Genomic DNA, 18,811 nt, shown 5'->3' on the forward strand with positions numbered 1-18,811 from the left:
AACTGGCGGTGATTCAAATGGAATGTATTTTCTGCAGCATCGTTAAAAAGACTTCCCCGGCGCACATCCTGTGGGAAGACGACCAGCATATGGCATTTTTGTCGATCTTCCCCAATACGCCGGGTTTCAGCGTAGTGATCCCCAAGCAGCATTACGGCAGCTATGCGTTTGCGCAGTCGGATGAAGTGTTGGCCGGGCTCGCGATAGCGGCGAAGAAGACCGCGTTGCAGATCGACCGGGCGTTTCCGGATGTGGCGCGCACCGGGATGATGCTGGAAGGGTATGGTGTGGACCACCTGCATGCGAAGTTGTTTCCCATGCACGGGACGGGGTGTGACAGTACCTTCAAGCCGATCAGCTCCAAGGTGGAGAAGTTCTTCGAGGCGTACGAGGGCTATATCTCGTCCCACGATTATGTGCGGGCGGATGATGCTGAACTGGCGGAATTGGCAGCGCACATCAGGTCTTATGTCTGATACACAACCCAATGTGGGAGCGGGCTTGCTCGCGAAAGCGGAGTATCAGTCACTGTATGTGTTTCTGACACACCGCGTTCGCGAGCAAGCCGCTCCCACATTTTTCAAGGGGGTTCGCTTGATGAATCAGCGGCGGCTGCTGACCTCGGCCGGCACATCATCACCGGCCATACGCTTGCGGAACAGTCCGGTGCGGGCCAATAGCAACGTGGTCACTGGCACCGTGATCGACAACAAAATCGGTATCAACCACCCGTGCAACACCGGCCCGGACTTGAGCACCGAAAAGTAGATGATCGACGCCAGCGCCACGCACCATGCGCCCAAGGTCGAGGCCAGTGCCGGCGGGTGCATGCGCTGAAAAAAGTCTTTCATCCGCAGCAAGCCAATCGCGCCAATCAACGCAAACACACTGCTCAATACCAGCAGTACGGCCACGATCACTTCCACCCATAACGGCATCATTCAATCACCTCCCCACGCAGCAGGAATTTCGCCAGGGCAAACGAGCCCACGAAGCCAAACAGCGCAATCAGCAGCGCCGCTTCAAAGTACGTGTCACTGGCATAACGAATGCCCAGCACCAGCATCATCAGCATCGCCAGGATGTACAAATAGTCCAGCGCCAGGACCCGATCCTGGGCCGACGGGCCTTTGAACAGGCGGATCAGTGTCAGCACCATGGCCAGCGAGAACAGGAACAGGCTCAACAGGATCGCATTGGAGAGCAGGGCGCTCATTCGAAGATCTCCATCAGGGGCCGTTCGTAGGTGGTCTTGAAGTGCTCGATGAAGGGCGCTTCGTCCTCCAGGTCAAACACGTGCAAGAGCAGGATGCTGCGGTCCAGCGCCAGTTCCGACCAGATAGTGCCGGGCACCACGGTGGTGATCATCGACAGCGCAGCCAGGCCGTTGGGGTCGCGCAGGTCCAGGGGGATCTTGACGAAGCGCGACCGCGGCGCTCGTGTGCCGCACATCAATACGCCCCAGGCCACTTGCAGGTTGGAGATGATTACATCGCGGCCGACCAGGAAGAACAGGCGAATGATCACCCCAGGGCGGCGAATGCGGATCGGCAAGGGGCGTAGCGGCGCCATCATCAATGGCGCAAGAAAGCCCAGCAAGGCGCCCAGCAGCAGGTTGCCGGGACTCACGGACAGGTTCAGCACCAGCCACAACGACCACAACGCCAGCGACAACCACGGGGCAGGGAACAGGCGCTTCATGGTTGCACCTCCAGCGCGGCGGTCTTGGCTTCAGGGCTTGGCACCGGACGCGTGGCCATCACCGCCATCACGTAGTGTTCCGGGTTGTTCAGGCTGACGGCTGTGTCCTGGGTGTAGCGCATCAACGGCTCGGCCTTGAAGGTGAGCAGGATGCTCAGACCCAGCAGGAAGAAGATCGGCAGGCACTCGTAGCGACGCAGTAGCGGCGAAGGGCGCTCTTCCGGGGTCCAGAAACGCTGGATGCCCAGGCGGGCGAAAGCGATCAGCGAGGCCAGGCCAGACAGGATCAACAGTGCGACCAAGCCCCAGGCAGCCGGGCGTATCGGCGCGTCAATGCTGACACCCAGGCCCAGCGGATTGACCAGCGCGCTCAACAAGCTGAGCTTGCCGATAAACCCGGACAGCGGCGGCATGCCGATAATCAGCAGTGCACAGGCAACAAAGCTCAAGCCAAGGAAGGCCATGGTCCAGGGAATCACTTGGCCGACCACGGCTTTCTGTTCATCGTCGAGGTTCACGCCGGGCCGCGGATGCAGGGATTCCATGGCCTTGGGCAACGCATCGATTTCCTCATCCAGTGGCAGGTCATTGGCCGAGCGCGAACGTTCGATCAGTTCAGCCAGCAGGAACAGCGCACTCAGCGCCAACGTCGAGCTGACCAGATAGAAAAGCGCCCCCGCCGTCAGGCTGGGTTGAGCGAAACCGACGGCAGACAACAAGATTCCCGCCGACACCAGAATGCTCAAGCTGGCCATGCGCTCCAGCCGCTGCGCCGCCACCATCGCCAAACCGGCGCAGAGGATGGTTGCCATGCCGCCATACACCAGCCAATCGCCGCCAAACAATGCCGATGCACCGGCCTGGCCGGAGAACAACAGGGTCCACAGGCGCAGCACGGTGTACACGCCGACCTTGGTCATGATCGCAAACATCGCCGCCACCGGCGCGCTGGCCGAGGAGTAGGCGGGGGCCAGCCAGAAGTTCAGCGGCCACATGCCAGCTTTGGCCAGGAACGCGGTCGCGAGGATAGCGGCACCTGCGTGCAACAGTCCGCGATCGGCCTCGGGCACCAGCGGGATTTTCAGCGCCAGGTCCGCGAAGTTCAGCGTGCCGGTGACACCGTAGATCATCGCCGCGCCAATCAGGAACAGCGACGAGGCCAGCAGGTTGATCGCAATGTAATGCAGCCCCGACGACACCCGCGCACGGCCGGAACCGTGCAGCATCAAACCATAGGACGCCGCCAGCAGCACCTCGAAGAACACGAACAGGTTGAACAGGTCCGCCGTGAGGAATGCGCCATACAAACCCATCATCTGAATCTGGAACAGTGCATGGAAGCTGGTGCCGGCACGGTCCCAACGGGCCATGGCGAACAGCAGCGCGCTCACACCGATGATCCCGGTAAGCACCAGCATCAACGCCGAGAGTTGGTCGACCACCAGCACGATGCCGAATGGCACCTGCCAGTTGCCCGGCAGGTAGACGCCAATCGAGCCGGGGCCGCCTTTTTGCGTCCAGTACAACAGCAGGATCGCGATGCCGAGGCCGATGACGCTGGAGAACAGGTTGATCTTGGCCTTCAGCGGACGGCGTTTTTCGCCGAGCATCAGCATCAGTGCGGCGGTGAGCAACGGCAGCAGGATGGGGGCGACGATCAGTTGGTTGACCCAATTCATTCCTTGGGCTCCCTGCCATCCACGTGGTCAGTGCCGGTCAGGCCCCGTGAGGCCAGCAGCACCACCAGAAACAGCGCGGTCATGGCGAAGCTGATCACGATGGCGGTGAGCACCAGCGCTTGGGGCAGCGGGTCGGTGTAGTTGAGCAGGTCTTGTGGCACGCCGTCCTTGATGATCGGCTCCTTGCCGATAAACAGGCTGCCCATGCTGAAAATGAACAGGTTGACCCCGTACGACAGCAGGCACAGCCCCATCACCACCTGGAATGTCCGTGGCCGCAGGATCAGCCAGACGCCGGAGGCCGCCAGGACCCCAATGGCAATTGCGATGACTTCTTCCATCAGGCGGCTCCTTCCGTTGCGGCAACTACTTTGGCCTGGTTGCTCGGTTTATGGGCACGCACGGACTGGTGACCGAGGGCGGTGAGCATCAGCAGCGTGGAGCCTACGACCATGGCGTACACGCCGACGTCGAAGAACAAGGCGCTGGCGATGTGAATATCGCCGAGCACCGGCAGGCTGAAATGCCAGGTGTGGGTGGTGAGGAATGGATACCCGGCAAACAGTGCGCCGAGACCGGTCAGCGTCGCCGAGAACAGGCCAAAGCCCATCCAGCGCATCGGCCGCAGGCTCATCTGCGCCTCGACCCACTGCGTGCCGGCAACCATGTATTGCAGGATAAACGCCACGGACATCACCAGGCCCGCGACAAACCCGCCGCCTGGCTGATTGTGCCCGCGCATGAACAGGTAGAACGACACTACCAGCGCAATCGGCAGCAGCAGGCGCACCAGCACCGCCGGCACCATCATGAAGCCCAGGGCGGTGTCGCTGGCCTGGCGCGGGTTGACCAGGTCGGTGGCCACGTCCGGCGCCAACTGACGCTGTTGCGCGGGCAATTGCATGCTTTCCTTGGACGGGCGGAAGCGGCGCAGCAGGGCGTATACCGTCAGCGCCACGGCGCCAAGTACGGTGATTTCACCCAGTGTGTCGAAGCCGCGGAAATCCACCAGCATCACGTTCACCACATTGCTGCCGCCACCTTCGGGCAGGGCACGGCTGAGGTAGAACGAGGAGATATCGTTGGGCGTCTGGCGGGTCAGCATCGCATAGGACAGCAACGCCATGCCGCCACCCACCACGGTCGACAACAGGAAGTCGCGTACCCGTCGAATCCGCGCTTTGCGCAAGGTGTTCGGCAATGGCGACACCTCCTCTATCCGCCGGGGCAGCCAGCGCAGACCCAGCAGGATCAGCACGGTGGTGACCACTTCCACAACCAACTGGGTCAGCGCCAGGTCCGGCGCCGAGAACCACACGAAGGTCACGCAGGTCATCAGGCCGCACACGCTGACCATGGTCAGGGCCGCCAGCCGGTGGTACTTGGCTTGCCAGGCGGCACCCAGGGCGCAGGCAATTGCCAGCAGCCACAGGGTCACGAACACGATGGAGCCTGGGATTTTCGGGCGATCGCCCCAGCTCAAGCCACTGTTGAGCATCGGGATCATGCCGCCGATCACCGCCACCAATACCAGCAAGAAGAGTTGAGTCTGCAGGCGCTTGGTGCTGATGCGTTTTTCGATCTTGCGCACGCCGCGCATCATCACTACCAGGCTGCGCTCGAAGCCGCGCTTGCCGTTGAAGTAACTGATGATGGGCGGGTATTTGAAGCGACCGCGCTTGAGTTGCTTGCGCAGCAGCAGGTACAACACCACGCCGCCGGACATCGCCACCAGGCTCATGATCATCGGCGCGTTCCAGCCGTGCCAGATCGCCAGGCTGTATTCCGGTAGTTCACCGCCGACGACGGGCAGGGCGGCGGCAGCGAGGATCGAACCGACCACCTGAGCCGGGAAGATCCCCACCAGCAGGCAGGTGAACACCAGCAACTCGACCGGCGCGCGCATCCAGCGCGGCGGTTCGTGGGGCGTGTGCGGGAGATGGGTGGCAGGCGGACCGAAGAACACATCCACGGTAAAGCGCAGGGCATAGGCCACGCTGAACGTGCCGGCAATCGTCGCAATCAGCGGCAGGGCAATTTCGACCCACGCGGTCGATGAGATAAACACGGTCTCGGCAAAAAACATCTCTTTGGACAGGAATCCATTGAGCAGCGGCACGCCGGCCATCGAGGCACTGGCGACCATCGCCAGGGTCGCGGTAAACGGGATCAGCTTGACCAGCCCGCTGAGCTTGCGGATGTCCCGCGTGCCGCTCTCATGGTCGATGATGCCGGCCGCCATGAACAGCGAGGCCTTGAACGTGGCATGGTTGAGAATATGGAAAACGGCTGCGACGGCAGCCAGTGGGCTGTTGAGACCCAGCAGCAAGGTGATCAGCCCGAGGTGGCTGATGGTGGAGTAGGCCAGCAGGCCCTTGAGGTCATTTTGGAACATGGCGCAGTAGGCGCCGAGGAGGAGGGTGAGCGCGCCGGCACCGCCGACGATCCAGAACCATTCTTCGCTGCCGGACAGCGAGGGCCACAGGCGGGCCAGCAGGAACACGCCGGCCTTCACCATCGTCGCCGAATGCAGATACGCCGACACCGGCGTGGGGGCCGCCATCGCGTGGGGCAGCCAGAAGTGGAAGGGGAACTGGGCGCTTTTGCTCAGGGCGCCGATCAGTACCAGGGCGAGCATGACCGGGTACAGCGAATGGGCGCGAATCTGATCGCCCGCCGCCAGCACCCGGTCCATGTCATAGCTGCCGACGATATGCCCCAGCAGCATCACGCCCGCCAACAGGCACAGGCCGCCGGCGCCGGTGACCATCAACGCCATGTATGCGCCGCGTCGCGCATCGGCGCGGTGGTGCCAATAGCCAATCAGCAGGAACGAGAACAGGCTGGTCAGTTCCCAGAAGAACACGATCTGGATCAGGTTGCCGGAGATCACCAGCCCGAGCATGGCGCCCATGAATGCCAGGAAAAACGCGAAGAAGCGCGGCACCGGGTCGTCCGGCGACATGTAATAGCGCGCATACAGCGACACCAGCGTGCCGATGCCCAGCACCAGCATCGAGAACAGCCAGGCAAACCCGTCCATGCGCAACACGAAGTTCAGCCCAAGGCTGGGCAACCACATGAATTCTTCGCGGATCACGCCACCGTGGGCGATCTGAGGGTAAAGCAGGGCGACTTGAATAGTACCGACCAGTGCGACAAGGCCGGCCAACAGGGATTCGGTGTTACGTGCGTTGTGCGGCAGCAAGGCCGCCAGACAGCTGCCAATAAACGGCAGAAGCAGTAGAACTATCAGGGACATAGGCTTCTAATCTGCGGAAGTTTGGGATGCATCATACGTGCCGCTTTCACGATCACCAAACGGCAAGATGTGGCAGGATCCTACAAGGTAGGCCGAAACCGCTCATTTAGCTTTGTTTCAAGCGAGCCTGTTCCAGTGTCCACACCGCCCTATGTAGGCGCCGGGCTTGCTTGCGATGGCGATCTGACAGCCACTGCAAGCATTCGGACCTTATCCCTGCTGTTCCTGTTCCCGCTCATCGCGCAATTCGAGGGCCTTCTGCCCCTTGGTCTTCATCTCACTGACAATCACCGCCGCCACAATCAACGCCGCGCCCACCATCGCAATCGGCGGGAAGCGCTCCCCGGCGATTCGCCCCACCACGCCTGCCCACACCGGCTCACCGGCATAAATCAACGTGGCTCGGGTTGGCGATACACTTTGCTGGGCCCAGTTCATGGCGACCTGGATCACCGCACTGGTCAAGCCCAGGCCCACTGCGCTGAACAGCAACAGCCAGGAGAAACCCGGCAATGCCTCGCCCATCGGCACCACCATCAGGAACGACAGCAACGATGCCGTGGCCAGTTGCACCACGGTCACCCGGCGCACATCCACCTGGCCGGCAAAGGCACTGATCAGGATGATCTCCGCCGCAATCGCGACCGCCCCGATCAAGGTGGCGATTTCACCAGGGCTGAAATTCAGCGAAGCGCCCGCCGGCCCGGTCAGCAGCATCAGCCCGGTGAACGCCAGCATGATACCGATGCTCGGCATCAACCCCGGGCGCCGCCCTAGCACCAGCCATTGCAGCAATGGCACGAAGGGCACATAGAGCGCGGTGATAAACGCCGACTGGCTGCTCAGGATCGTCTGCAGGCCAATGGTCTGCAATCCGTAGCCAAACATGATCGCTACGCCGATAAACACCCCGGCCTTCAACTCGAACAGGGTCAGGTCGCGCAGGGTGCGCAAGGAAAAGAACCCCACCACGATGGCCGCCGCCGCAAACCGCAGGCCGACGAAAAACATCGGGCCGCTGACGGTCATCGCATGCTGCACCAGCAAAAAGGTGCCGCCCCAGATCATGGTGATCACCACCAGGATGCATTCGGCTTTGCTGAAGCGGTTGAAACGCGAAGGGGAGTTTGGGGTGGTCATGGCGGCTCGGTCTTGCAAGGGAAAGGCACGGACCGCACAATGCGCCGCACGCTGGGCAGTATACTGCGCACACCCACCCATTGAGCAATATAGTGCACAAAGAAAATCCACACCGGGCTTCGGTCCTGCAGCACGTCAGCCAGAACGTTCGTCGCCTGCGCCACGCCGCCGACCTGAGCCAGACCGCGCTTTCGGAAAAATCCGGGGTCAGCCGGCGCATGCTGGTGGCCATCGAGGCAGGGGAAAAGAATGTCAGCTTGTCCACCCTCGACCGTGTCGCCGAAGCGTTGGACGTAGCCTTCAGTGACCTGATCCAGGCCCCGGATGCGCCTGACCACAGCCGCATCAACGAACTGGCCTGGGCGGGTGAAATTCCGGGGAGCAAAGCGGTGCTGTTGGCCAAGGCCACGGCGCGGCGTGAGGTCGAATTATGGGAAATGCAACTGGAGCCAGGTGATCGCTACAGTCCCGACCCCGACCCGGATGGCTGGAGCGTGCAGCTATTTGTATTCGAAGGCTGCCTCACATTGCTGGTGGGCGATGAAGAGAAGCGCGTTGCCGCGGGTGAGTTTTATATGTTCGCCAGCCGTCACGTCCATGGCTATCGCAATGACGGCGATGTGGCTGTGCGGTTTGTGCGCAACGTGGTGATCTAACTGTTCACCCGGCAACAGTGGATGGACACTTTGCTGGTTTGAACTACGCGCTACTGCGCTTAATTGCCAGCAACTCGCTGATTTTATTGGCGATTAGATTCAGGCACGACTCCTGCAATCACTCCAGTATCCCCTCGGAGCCTGGAGTCGGCCCATGTCAGCCCACCCTCAACACCCTGCCCATGTCATCCGCTCGGACGCGGAAGCCATCGAAGTCGCCACGCGCCTGGCCGCACGTTTTGCCGTCGACGCCAGCGCGCGCGACCGTGAGCGTCGCCTGCCGGTGGCCGAACTCGACGAATTCTCTGCCAGCGGCCTGTGGGGCATCACCATTCCCAAAGAGTACGGCGGCGCAGGAGTGTCCTATGTGACGGTCGCCGAGGTGATCAAATTGATCTCCGCCGCCGACCCGTCCCTGGGGCAGATCCCGCAGAACCACTTGGGCGTGGTGGACATCCTGCTGCAAACGGCCACAGAGGCACAAAAGCAGCACTACTTCGGCAAAGTCCTCCAGGGCTACCGCTTCGGCAACGCCTTCTCCGAAGCCAAGAGCAAAAACGCCGGCACCTTCGACACGCAGATTCGCTTCCACGGTGAAACCGCGCAAATCAACGGCGAGAAGTTCTACTGCACCGGCGCGCTGTTTGCCCATATCGTGCCGACGGTCGGCAATAACGAACACGGCCAGGCGTTCATTGGCTTTGTCGAGCGCGATGCACCAGGCCTGACCGTGATCGACAATTGGGATGGCTTTGGTCAGCGCACCACCGCCAGCGGCGGCGTGACCCTCGATGGCGTCACCGTGCCGTTGAGCGCGGTAGTCCCTGCGCACCTGGCCTTCGATCAACCCACGGCCGATGGCCCGATCTCGCAAATTATCCAGGCTGCCGTCGATACCGGCATCGCCCTCGGCGCCCTTGAGCAGGCGAAGATTTTCGCGCGCCAGGCACGCCCATGGATCGACAGCCAGCAGGATCACGGCTGGCAAGACCCGTTCACCATCGCCGCCATCGGCGACCTGGAATGGCGGGTGCACGGCACCGAAGCCATCCTCGCCAAGGCCGGCCAGGCGGTGGACCGCGCCCTTGCCGAGCCGAGTGAAGACTCCGTCGCCCATGCCTCGCTGGTCGTCGCCCAGGCCAAAGTGTTGTCCGCCGAAACCGCCTTGCTCGCCAGCAGCAAACTCTTCGAACTGGCCGGCACCCGCTCGGTCACCGGCAAGCACAACCTCGACCGTTTCTGGCGCAATGCGCGCACTCACACCCTGCACGACCCGGCCCGCTGGAAATATCACCTGATCGGTAATTTCGTGCTCAACGGCGTGAAACCCGCGCGCCACGCCTGGAACTAAGGAGCTTAACCATGACCGCACTGAGCCTTGCGCGCCAACTCTTGGACAGCACCCGCCGGCATGTCGAGAAAAGCGCTGACCCTTACGTGATCAGCCGCTTTGGCGACTTACAGATCCGCGTCGATGTCGCCGCTGCCCTGTTGGAACGCGCCGAAACCCACCCCAGCCCGGTGGCCGCCACCGAAGCGCAAATTGCCGCCGCCGAAGCCCTGATCGCCGCGAGCAACGCCGAATTCGAACTCACCGGGCAACGCACCGCACTGCCGTCGACCCTCGACGACCCCCTGCGCTGGAAATACCAGGTCGTCGGCAATTATCACCTCAACGGAGTGCTTTGATGTCCCGTGAAATCCGCTTGAATGCCTTCGACATGAATTGTGTCGGCCACCAATCTCCGGGACTGTGGGCCCATCCGCGTGACCGTTCGTGGCAGTACAAGGATCTGGAATACTGGACCGACCTGGCGAAAATCCTCGAACGAGGCAAGTTTGACGGCCTGTTTATCGCCGACGTGCTCGGTATTTATGACGTCTACAACGGCAACGGCGATGCGGCGATTCGCCAGGCCGCGCAGGTGCCGGTCAATGATCCGCTGTCGCTGATCGCGCCGATGGCCTTGGTCACCGAGCATCTGGGTTTTGGCCTCACTGCTTCGTTGTCCTTTGAGCATCCGTACCCGTTCGCCCGCCGTCTCTCCACCCTCGACCACCTGACCAAGGGCCGTGTCGGCTGGAACATCGTCACCTCCTACCTGGAAAGCGGCGCCAAGAATCTCGGGCAGCAAGCCCAGACCGAACACGACGCGCGCTACGACTACGCCGAGGAATACCTGGAGGTTTGCTACAAACTCTGGGAAGGCAGTTGGGAGGAGGGCGCTGTCTTGCGTGACCGTGAGCGCCGGATTTTCAGCGACCCGAGCAAGATCCACGAAATCCGCCATGTCGGCAAACACTTCCAGGTGCCCGGCATTCACCTCTGCGAGCCGTCGCCGCAGCGCACGCCGGTGCTCTACCAGGCCGGTGCGTCCAGCCGTGGCAAGCAGTTTGCCGCTGAACAGGCCGAGTGCGTATTCGTCGCCGCGCCCTCCAAGGTGCTGCTGAAAAAGACGGTCGCCGACATCCGCCGCCGCGCCGCCGAAGCCGGGCGGGATCCGCAGAAGATCCTGATCTTCAACCTGCAGACGGTGATCGTCGGTGAGACCGACGCCAAGGCCAAGGCCAAGTTTGACGAATACAAATCCTACGTCAGCTACGAAGGCGCGATGGCGCTGATCTCTGGCTGGACCGGTATCGACTTCAGCCAGTTCAAGCCTGATGAACCGCTCAAGCACGTGCACACCAACGCGATTCAATCGGCGGTGGAAGCCTTCTCCACGGCGGACCCGAACAAAGTCTGGACGCCAAACGAACTGGCCGATTGGGTCGGCATCGGCGGTTTTGGCCCGCTGTTTGTCGGCGGCCCGGAAACCGTGGCGGACCTGTTGCAGGAATGGGTCGAAGAGACCGATGTCGACGGCTTCAACCTAGCCTATGCACTGACCCATGAAACCTTCATCGACGCCGTGGACCTGCTGGTGCCGGAGTTGCAGAAGCGTGGTGTGTACAAGACCGAATACGCCCAGGGCACCTTGCGCGAGAAGTTGTTTGGCGACGGTGCGAGGTTGGCCTCTAACCATCCTGGCGCCAGCTACCGCGACCTCAAAGCCACCCGTCTCTGATTGAAACACCTCGGTCAATGTGGGAGCAGGCACGCCAGCTCCCACCGTTTGATCTTTATTGTTTGATCGATACCCGCCAGCGGACCACCGCACGCACACCACCCAATAGGAGCAACCCCCCCTATGAGCGTGCACGAACTCAAACGTCCGCTGGTCCTGGAATGGCCTGCCGAACTCCTCGGCAACCTGCCCAAGGCGCTGGAACAACTGCAGCACTGGGCGCAGATCACGCCGCTGCACACCGCCCTGCGCCACAAGCGCCAGGGGCAGTGGTACGCGTGGCGCTGGATTGACGCATTGCGTGACGTCGAGCGCCTGGCCGATGGCTTGCGCCAGCAAGGTTTCGGCGAGCACTCGCGGCTGGCCCTGAGCGGTGCGTTCGAGCCGAACCTGTTGTTGCTGGCGCTGGCGGCGCAATCCATCGGCGGGCAGGTCCTGACCCTGGCCGATGACCTGGAACCCGAGGCGCTCCAGCCGCACCTGTGGCGCATTCGCCCCACCCATGCTTATGTGCAGAACCGCCAGACCGTGCGCCATTGGCAGTCGGCCAATTTGTTGGACTTCGTCCAATTGCTCGGTCCGTTGGCGCCCGCGCAACACCTCGCACGTTGGTGGCACCCCACAGGCGAAACTTCATTGTGGAGCGAAGAGGGCACCCATTGGCAGGGCGGCCTGGCGGTGGTCCTGGAGCAGTGGCTGAACAGCGGCCATGGCCTGGCCTTTCCGGAAAGCCTGGCGTCGGCGCGACGTGATCGCAGTGAAGTCGCTCCCACCGGCCTGCTGTTGTCGCCCGCACGCCTGCAGCACTTGGCCGACGAGATCGAAAGCCGCCTGGCGCCCCACGGCACCTGGCGTCGGCGCCTCTGCGACTGGGCCATCGCCCATCCTCAAAGCGGCCTGCGTCGCCTGCTGAAAAACCGCGTGCGCAAACTCCTGGGTTTCCAGCGACTGGCGTATATCTGGCAACCCGTCAAATCCACCCCTTCGCCGGCGTGGCTGGCGGAATTCAAGCGGGACATCGCATGAGCCAGGCCATTCTCCAAGTGCGGGATATTTCGCTGTCGTTCAAGGGCGTCAAGGCGATCAATGCCTTGTCCTTCGAGGTGGCGCGCGGCGAAATCTGCGCGCTGATCGGGCCCAATGGTGCCGGTAAAAGCTCGCTGCTCAACGTGCTCAATGGTGTGTATCGCTTCGACGCCGGCGAGATCGTCTTCGAGGACCAGCACTTCCACCGCATCGACCCCTTGGGGGCCGCGCGCCGGGGCATTGGCCGCACCTTCCAGAACAACGCGCTGTTCAAGAAGATGAGCGTGCTCGACAACATTCTCACCGGCCTGTCGCGCCACATGCGCAGCAGCGTTATCGAACAGGCCCTGGGCTTGCCCCGTGCACGCCGAGAAGCCGAAGCATTCCGGCTGCGGGCCCAGGGCATTCTCGAATTCCTTGAGCTGCAAGCCCATCGCGATGTGTTGGTGGGCAACCTGTCCTACGGCCTGCAAAAGCGCGTGGAACTCGGCCGGGCGTTGATCGCAGGGCCGAGCCTGTTGCTGCTGGATGAGCCCATGGCTGGCATGAATGCCGAAGAAAAACAGGAAATGGCGCGCTTCGTCGCCGACGTAAACCGCGACCTCGGCACTACCGTGGTGTTGATCGAACACGACATGGGCGTGGTGATGGGCCTGTCCGACCATGTGGTGGTGCTCGATTACGGGCGCAAGGTCGGCGACGGCACACCAGCCGACGTGCAGGCCAATCCCGAGGTGATCGCGGCCTACCTGGGAGTTGTAAACGCATGACGTTCTTCTTCGAAACCCTGCTCGGCGGCCTGCTCGCCGGCACCATGTACTCGCTGGTTGCCATCGGCTTCGTGCTGATCTACAAGGCCAGTGGTGTGTTCAATTTCGCCCAGGGCTCGATGCTGCTGTTTGCCGCGCTGACATTCGTCAGCCTGCATGACCAAGGCGTGCCGTTTGCCCTGGCGCTGCTGGTGACAGTGATCGTGATGATCGTCGGCGCCTTGCTCATCGAACGTTTGGTGCTGCGGCCGCTGGTAAACCGTTCGCAAATCACCCTGTTTATGGCCACATTGGGCCTGTCGTTCATTATCGAAGGCCTGGCCCAGGGCTTGATGGGTTCCCAGGTGCGCGCCCTTGACCTGGGCATCGACGACGTGCCGCTGTTCGTTGGCCCGCTGATGCTCAGCCAGTTCGACCTGATCGCTGCCGCCGCCGCTGTGGTGCTGGTGACCGTGCTGGCGCTGCTGTTCAACAAGACCCGCATCGGTGTGTCGCTGCGTGCGGTGGCGGATGACACCACGGCGGCGCTGTCCATCGGCATCAACCTCAACCGCATCTGGCAGATCGTCTGGGCGGTGGCGGGCATCGTCGGGCTGGTGGCTGGCCTGCTGTGGGGCGCGCGCCAGGGCGTACAGTTTTCCTTGTCGCTGGTGGTGCTCAAGGCTTTGCCGGTGCTGATCATCGGCGGGTTTACCTCGATTGGCGGGGCGATTGTCGGCGGGCTGATTGTCGGCGCGGCGGAGAACCTCGCCGAGGTGTACATCGGCCCATTGATTGGCGGCGGCATCACGCCGTGGTTCGCCTATGTATTGGCCCTGGCCTTCCTGTATATCCGTCCCGCCGGCCTGTTCGGCGAGCGCGCCATCGAGCGAGTCTGAAACCATGTCGATCCCCGTTGCTCAAGACACCGCGCCGTTGCTGCTGATTCAGCGGCGCATCCCCTGGGCCCTGATCGGCCTGTTGGCGCTGGCCTTTATCGTGGTGCCGCTGTGGGGCAATGACTATTGGCTGAACGCGATCCTGATCCCGTTCCTGGTGCTGTCGCTGGCCGGGCTGGGCCTGAACCTGCTCACCGGCTACACCGGCCAGACCTCAGTGGGGGCGGCCGGCTTCATGGCCGTCGGCGCGTTTGCGACCTATGGGTTTTTGCTGCGCCTGCCGGAGCTGGGGTTGCCGGTGGCTCTGCTCGGCGGTGGCATCATCAGCGCCTTGGTCGGCCTGCTGTTTGGCCTGCCGAGCTCGCGGATCAAGGGCTTCTACCTGATGGTCACCACCCTGGCCGCGCAGTTTTTCCTGGAGTGGCTGTTCGTCAAGTTCCCCTGGTTCTACAACTACGGTTCGTCAGGGACCATTTCCGCGCCGAAGCTGGCGCTGTTCGGTCATGACCTCAACACGCCGTTGGGCCGTTACCTGCTGACCCTGGTCACCGTGCTGCTGTTGACCTGGACCGCGATAAATCTGGTGCGCAGCCAGGTCGGGCGCAACTGGATGGCGATCCGTGACATGGACACCGCCGCCGCCGTGGTCGGCATCCCGGTGGTGCGCTACAAGCGCCTGGCGTTTGCGGTCAGCTCGTTTTACTTAGGGATTGCCGGCGCGCTGTGGGCCTTTGCCTACCTGGGCACGGCCAGCGCCAGTAGCTTCGATATCAATCGTTCCTTCCAGATCCTGTTCATCATCATTATCGGTGGCATGGGCAGCATCGCCGGCAACTTTGTCGGTGCGGCCTTCATCAGCCTGCTGCCGATCTTCCTCAGCCATGCCGGCCAGGCACTCTTCGGCGGTTCGGTGGATGCGGGGCAGTTGCAGAACCTGCAGAAAATTATCTTTGGCGTGTTGATCATCGTGTTCCTGATCAAGGAACCCGAGGGTTTGATTCGCCTGTTGCACAACCTGCGTGACCGTGTGCGGCAGTGGCCGCTGCGTTTCTGAGCCTTTTCGACTGACTGTTTACTTTACTGACTGATAGAGAGCCCCCATGCGTGCATCCTTGAAACGTTCCTTGATCGGCGCCGCGTTTACGCTGGCAACCCTGGCCGGTGCGGTCCCCCAGGCGACGGCCTCGCCGGACCAGCAGTTCATTCCCCTGGCCACCTATCGCGTGGGCGCCTACGCCTCCAGCGGTGTGCAGGTGTGGGCCGGGATGATCGACTATTTGCGTTATATCAACGAGGTCGAAGGCGGCATCAATGGCGTAAAGCTGGTGTGGCAGGAGTGCGAAACCGAGTGGACGGCGGAGAAGGGCATCGAGTGCTATGAGCGCTTCAAGAATGGCCTGGATGGCGCGCCGGTCGCGGTCTACCAGCCCAACGGCGCGCCAGCGGCGTATGCGCTGAGCGAGCGCGCGGAGGTCGACAAGATCCCGCTGATCACCCTCGGCTACGGCCGCACCGAAGCCACTGACGGCACCGTGTTCCCTTACAACTTCCCGGTGATGCTGACCTTCTACAGCGAGGCATCGACGCTGGTGAACTACATCGCCCAGCGCGAAGGCGGCTTCGACAAACTCAAGGGCAAGAAGATCGCCACGGTCTACCACGACTCGGCCTATGGTCGCGAAACCCTCGGCCCGCTGAAGTTGCTGGCGGAAAAGTACGGCTTCGAAAACATCCAGATTCCGGTGGCCGATCCCGGCAACGAACAATCCGCGCAATGGCGGCAGGTGCGTCAGGCCAACCCGGACTGGGTGTTCCTGCGCACCTGGGGTGTGTCCACGCCGGTCGCGGTAAAGACCGCCGCGCGCTTCGGCTTCCCGGTCGACCACATCATCGGCGATATCTGGGCCAGCTCCAGCGAAGACGTGTTGCCCGCCGGTGCCGCCGCCAAGGGCTACCTGGCCCTCACGCCATACCCGGCCGGGGCTGATTTCGAGATCCACAAGCGCCTCAAGCAGTACATCCTCGACAAGGGCCACAGCGACCTCAAGGACCTGAAGAACTTCGGCAGCGTCTACTACAACTCCGGCCTGGTGAACGCCGCCGTGGCGGTAGAAGCGATTCGCACCGGCCAGGCCAAGTTCGGCAAGCGCCCGCTCAATGGCGAAGAAGGCCGCTGGGGCCTGGAGCACCTGAACATCGACGATGCGCGCTTGAAGGACATGGGCTACCTGGGCCTGATGCAGAACCTCAAGCTGTCGTGCCGCGACCATGAAGGTGGTGGGTCGGCGCGAGTGCAACAGTGGGACGGCGCCAACTGGACGCTGATCAGCGACTGGATCGCCGCCGACCGCGCGCTGTTGCGCCCGCTGATCGATGACAAATCGGCAGCGTTCGCCAAGGAAAAAGGTCTGACGCCGCGTACCTGCACCGGGGATGAATAAACCATGAGCCAGCCCGCCGCTGAATCCGCCAGCCAGGCACTGTTAAGCGTCAACGACATCGAAGTGATCTATGACGGCGCGATCCTCGCGGTAGCCGGTGTGTCGCTGAGCGTACCCAAGGGCGCGATCGTGGCCTTGCTCGGTGCCAATGGCGCCGGCAAGAGCACCACGCTCAAGGCCATCTCCGGGTTGGTGCGTGCCGAGCGGGCCGAGGTCAGCCGGGGCACGATCGAATACGCTGGCACCGACCTGGCCGGCATCGACCCCAGCCAGCGCGTGCGCCAGGGCATGGTCCACGTGCTGGAAGGTCGCCATGTGTTCGGCCAACTGAGCGTGGAAGATAACCTGCGCAGCGGTGGTTTTGTCCGGCGCCTGAGCCGCCAGGAGATGGAGCACGACCTCGAACGCCTCTACGCCTGGTTCCCACGGCTCAAGACCAAGCGCCACACCCGCGCCGGCCTCACCTCGGGCGGCGAGCAGCAGATGGTCGCCATCGGCCGGGCGTTGATGACCCGTCCTACTTTGGTACTGCTCGACGAGCCATCCATGGGTTTGGCGCCTATGATCGTGCAGGAGATTTTCGAGATCATCGGTCAGCTCAACCGCGAGCAGCAGGTGAGCTTCCTGATCGCCGAGCAGAACATCAACGTCGCGCTGAACTATGCGTCCCACGGCTACGTATTGGATACTGGGCGCGTGGCCTTGAGTGGCAGTGCCGCTGAACTGTTGGCGCGGGGTGACTTGCATGACATTTATCTGGGCAAACGGTAAGGGCGACTCTGCATGACTGAATCCATCCGCAACGCTGATGTACTGATCATCGGCGGCGGCCTGAGCGGCACGATGCTGGCCGTGCAACTGCTGCGCCTGCCTGGCCAACGCCGGATCCTGGTGATCGAGCCGCGCGCGGAACTGGGGCGCGGCGAGGCCTACAGTGCTGTCGAACTGGGCCATACCCTGAACGGCAATGCGGCGCGCATGAGTGTCGACCCGGACAATGCCGACGACCTGACCCAATGGCTCACCGACTACATCGGCGCCGGTGGCTGGCCCGAGTCCGACCAGCAACACGTGCCGATCAGCGAACTGTTCCCGCCGCGCGGGATTTTTGGTTTGTACGCCCAGCAGCGCTTGGCTGAGGCCAGGGCGCAGTCCGCATCCAGCGTCGAGCACGTGCGCGGCGAAGTGGTCGACCTGCAAGTGGAGGAAGCCTCGACGCTGCTGACCCTCGATAACGGCCAGCAACTGCGCGGCGGGTTTGCGGTATTGGCCACCGGCATGTTCCCGGCGGCCCGTACACCACAGACTGAATCCACAGGGCTGAACGCGGCGGCGGTGGACCCGTGGGATGTCAAGGCGATGACCGGGATTGACCCACAAGCGCCGGTGCTGATCATCGGGGCGGGGCTGACTATGGTCGACGCCGTGGTCTCCCTGGAACAGGCCGGGCATCGCGGGCCCGTCGAGGTTTTCTCGCGTCACGGCTTGCTGCCCCATGTGCGCCGGCAACCGCCGAGCTGGGTGGATTTTCTCGGCGAGGATCACCGTCTGCGCAGCCCACGGCAGTTGTTGCGCGAAGTCCGTCGGCAATGCGCTATCGCGCAAACGCAGGGCATTGATTGGCAAGCGCCGCTGGACACCGTGCGCGCGCACATCGGCCGCCTGTGGAGCCAGGCCAGCGAGCGCGAGAAACGCCAGTTCGTGCGGCATGTGCGGCCGTGGTGGGAAAGCCATCATCACCGTTCGCCGCCGTTGAGCGCGCAGTTGGTGGCACGCTTGCATGATGAGGGGCGTTTGCGGATTCGGGCAGCCTCCTTCAAGGGCTTGGAGCCTTCGGCTGAAGGCGTGACCATTCGCTTGCGTCATCGCGGCGAGCAAGCCATCACCCTGGTTTCGGGTGCAGCGCTGATCAACTCCAGCGGCATCGAATACGACTGGCGCCGTGTGGCTCGTCCGCTGCCGCAGCAATTGCTCAAACGTGGACTGGTCCGCCCCGGGCCGCTGGCGTTGGGGATTGCGGCGGATGCGTCGGGCGCGGTGCTGGACGCCGAGGGCACTATCAGCCGGCGCCTGTTCGCCATGGGCCCGCCGTTGCGCGGGATGTGGTGGGAGAGCACCGCAGTGACGGATGTAGCGCTGCAAGCCAAGGCGCTGGCCGCACGACTCACCCTGTAGCGGGCTTGTCAGCTC

The 18,811-nt window shown here is 62.7% G+C and carries 19 protein-coding genes; 12 read left to right on the forward strand and 7 right to left on the reverse strand.

What is annotated here, in order from left to right:
* Positions 1-17 precede the first annotated feature (17 nt).
* Positions 18-476 (forward strand): HIT family protein, encoded by a 459-nt coding sequence (locus AB4O08_RS23675; RefSeq protein ID WP_010209505.1) that lies wholly within the window; start codon positions 18-20, stop codon positions 474-476.
* 126 nt (positions 477-602) lie between these two features.
* On the opposite strand, the gene AB4O08_RS23680 is transcribed toward AB4O08_RS23675, so the two are convergent.
* The 7 genes from AB4O08_RS23680 to AB4O08_RS23710 all read right to left on the reverse strand — a co-directional run bounded on the left by AB4O08_RS23680 (position 603) and on the right by AB4O08_RS23710 (position 7,782).
* Entirely contained in the window at positions 603-941 is a 339-nt protein-coding gene (locus AB4O08_RS23680; RefSeq protein ID WP_010209506.1) for a Na+/H+ antiporter subunit G, read from the reverse strand.
* Complete coding sequence (locus AB4O08_RS23685) at positions 938-1,216, reverse strand: K+/H+ antiporter subunit F (RefSeq protein ID WP_010209507.1); 279 nt, start codon at positions 1,214-1,216, stop codon at positions 938-940. Before AB4O08_RS23685 ends, AB4O08_RS23680 begins: the two co-directional genes overlap by 4 nt.
* Positions 1,213-1,701: a Na+/H+ antiporter subunit E gene (locus AB4O08_RS23690; protein WP_010209508.1), complete on the reverse strand. Its 489-nt coding sequence runs from the start codon at positions 1,699-1,701 to the stop codon at positions 1,213-1,215. Before AB4O08_RS23690 ends, AB4O08_RS23685 begins: the two co-directional genes overlap by 4 nt.
* A complete protein-coding gene (locus AB4O08_RS23695) occupies positions 1,698-3,380 on the reverse strand; it encodes a monovalent cation/H+ antiporter subunit D (protein ID WP_010209510.1) in 1,683 nt (560 codons plus the stop codon). The genes AB4O08_RS23690 and AB4O08_RS23695 overlap by 4 nt, the downstream gene beginning before the upstream one ends.
* Positions 3,377-3,721: a Na+/H+ antiporter subunit C gene (locus AB4O08_RS23700; protein WP_003192163.1), complete on the reverse strand. Its 345-nt coding sequence runs from the start codon at positions 3,719-3,721 to the stop codon at positions 3,377-3,379. Before AB4O08_RS23700 ends, AB4O08_RS23695 begins: the two co-directional genes overlap by 4 nt.
* The gene (locus AB4O08_RS23705) at positions 3,721-6,642 is read right to left on the reverse strand and encodes a monovalent cation/H+ antiporter subunit A (RefSeq protein ID WP_021492786.1); all 2,922 of its coding nucleotides are present in this window, start codon (positions 6,640-6,642) and stop codon (positions 3,721-3,723) included. Before AB4O08_RS23705 ends, AB4O08_RS23700 begins: the two co-directional genes overlap by 1 nt.
* A 210-nt stretch (positions 6,643-6,852) precedes the next feature.
* A complete protein-coding gene (locus AB4O08_RS23710) occupies positions 6,853-7,782 on the reverse strand; it encodes a DMT family transporter (protein WP_010209516.1) in 930 nt (309 codons plus the stop codon).
* Between the two features lie 92 nt (positions 7,783-7,874).
* Here AB4O08_RS23710 and AB4O08_RS23715 point away from each other — a divergent pair, with 92 nt between their 5' ends.
* The 11 genes from AB4O08_RS23715 (at position 7,875) to AB4O08_RS23765 (ending at position 18,796) form a co-directional block, all read left to right on the forward strand.
* Positions 7,875-8,438, forward strand: a complete 564-nt coding sequence (locus AB4O08_RS23715; protein ID WP_044287368.1) for a helix-turn-helix domain-containing protein — start codon at positions 7,875-7,877, stop codon at positions 8,436-8,438.
* Positions 8,439-8,592: 154 nt separating this feature from the next.
* Entirely contained in the window at positions 8,593-9,789 is a 1,197-nt protein-coding gene (locus tag AB4O08_RS23720; RefSeq protein ID WP_021492785.1) for an SfnB family sulfur acquisition oxidoreductase, read from the forward strand.
* Between the two features lie 11 nt (positions 9,790-9,800).
* On the forward strand, positions 9,801-10,127 hold the full coding sequence (locus tag AB4O08_RS23725) for an acyl-CoA dehydrogenase (RefSeq protein WP_010209519.1): 327 nt from the start codon (positions 9,801-9,803) through the stop codon (positions 10,125-10,127).
* Positions 10,127-11,506, forward strand: a complete 1,380-nt coding sequence (locus AB4O08_RS23730; RefSeq protein WP_010209520.1) for an LLM class flavin-dependent oxidoreductase — start codon at positions 10,127-10,129, stop codon at positions 11,504-11,506. Before AB4O08_RS23725 ends, AB4O08_RS23730 begins: the two co-directional genes overlap by 1 nt.
* Before the next feature lie 123 nt (positions 11,507-11,629).
* Positions 11,630-12,532, forward strand: a complete 903-nt coding sequence (locus AB4O08_RS23735; protein ID WP_069672535.1) for an AMP-binding protein — start codon at positions 11,630-11,632, stop codon at positions 12,530-12,532.
* Positions 12,529-13,302 carry an ABC transporter ATP-binding protein gene (locus tag AB4O08_RS23740; RefSeq protein WP_021492783.1) on the forward strand — a complete coding sequence of 258 codons (774 nt, stop codon included), beginning with the start codon at positions 12,529-12,531 and terminating at the stop codon, positions 13,300-13,302. Before AB4O08_RS23735 ends, AB4O08_RS23740 begins: the two co-directional genes overlap by 4 nt.
* Positions 13,299-14,180: a branched-chain amino acid ABC transporter permease gene (locus AB4O08_RS23745; RefSeq protein WP_010209524.1), complete on the forward strand. Its 882-nt coding sequence runs from the start codon at positions 13,299-13,301 to the stop codon at positions 14,178-14,180. Before AB4O08_RS23740 ends, AB4O08_RS23745 begins: the two co-directional genes overlap by 4 nt.
* Before the next feature lie 4 nt (positions 14,181-14,184).
* Positions 14,185-15,234 (forward strand): branched-chain amino acid ABC transporter permease, encoded by a 1,050-nt coding sequence (locus tag AB4O08_RS23750; protein ID WP_010209525.1) that lies wholly within the window; start codon positions 14,185-14,187, stop codon positions 15,232-15,234.
* 46 nt (positions 15,235-15,280) lie between these two features.
* A complete protein-coding gene (locus tag AB4O08_RS23755) occupies positions 15,281-16,621 on the forward strand; it encodes an ABC transporter substrate-binding protein (RefSeq protein ID WP_010209526.1) in 1,341 nt (446 codons plus the stop codon).
* A 3-nt stretch (positions 16,622-16,624) separates the two neighbouring features.
* Complete coding sequence (locus tag AB4O08_RS23760; protein WP_042572131.1) at positions 16,625-17,392, forward strand: ABC transporter ATP-binding protein; 768 nt, start codon at positions 16,625-16,627, stop codon at positions 17,390-17,392.
* A 12-nt stretch (positions 17,393-17,404) separates the two neighbouring features.
* On the forward strand, positions 17,405-18,796 hold the full coding sequence (locus AB4O08_RS23765) for an FAD/NAD(P)-binding protein (protein ID WP_460114391.1): 1,392 nt from the start codon (positions 17,405-17,407) through the stop codon (positions 18,794-18,796).
* Positions 18,797-18,811 lie beyond the last annotated feature (15 nt).

The organism is Pseudomonas sp. H3_E07, assembly GCF_054668895.1.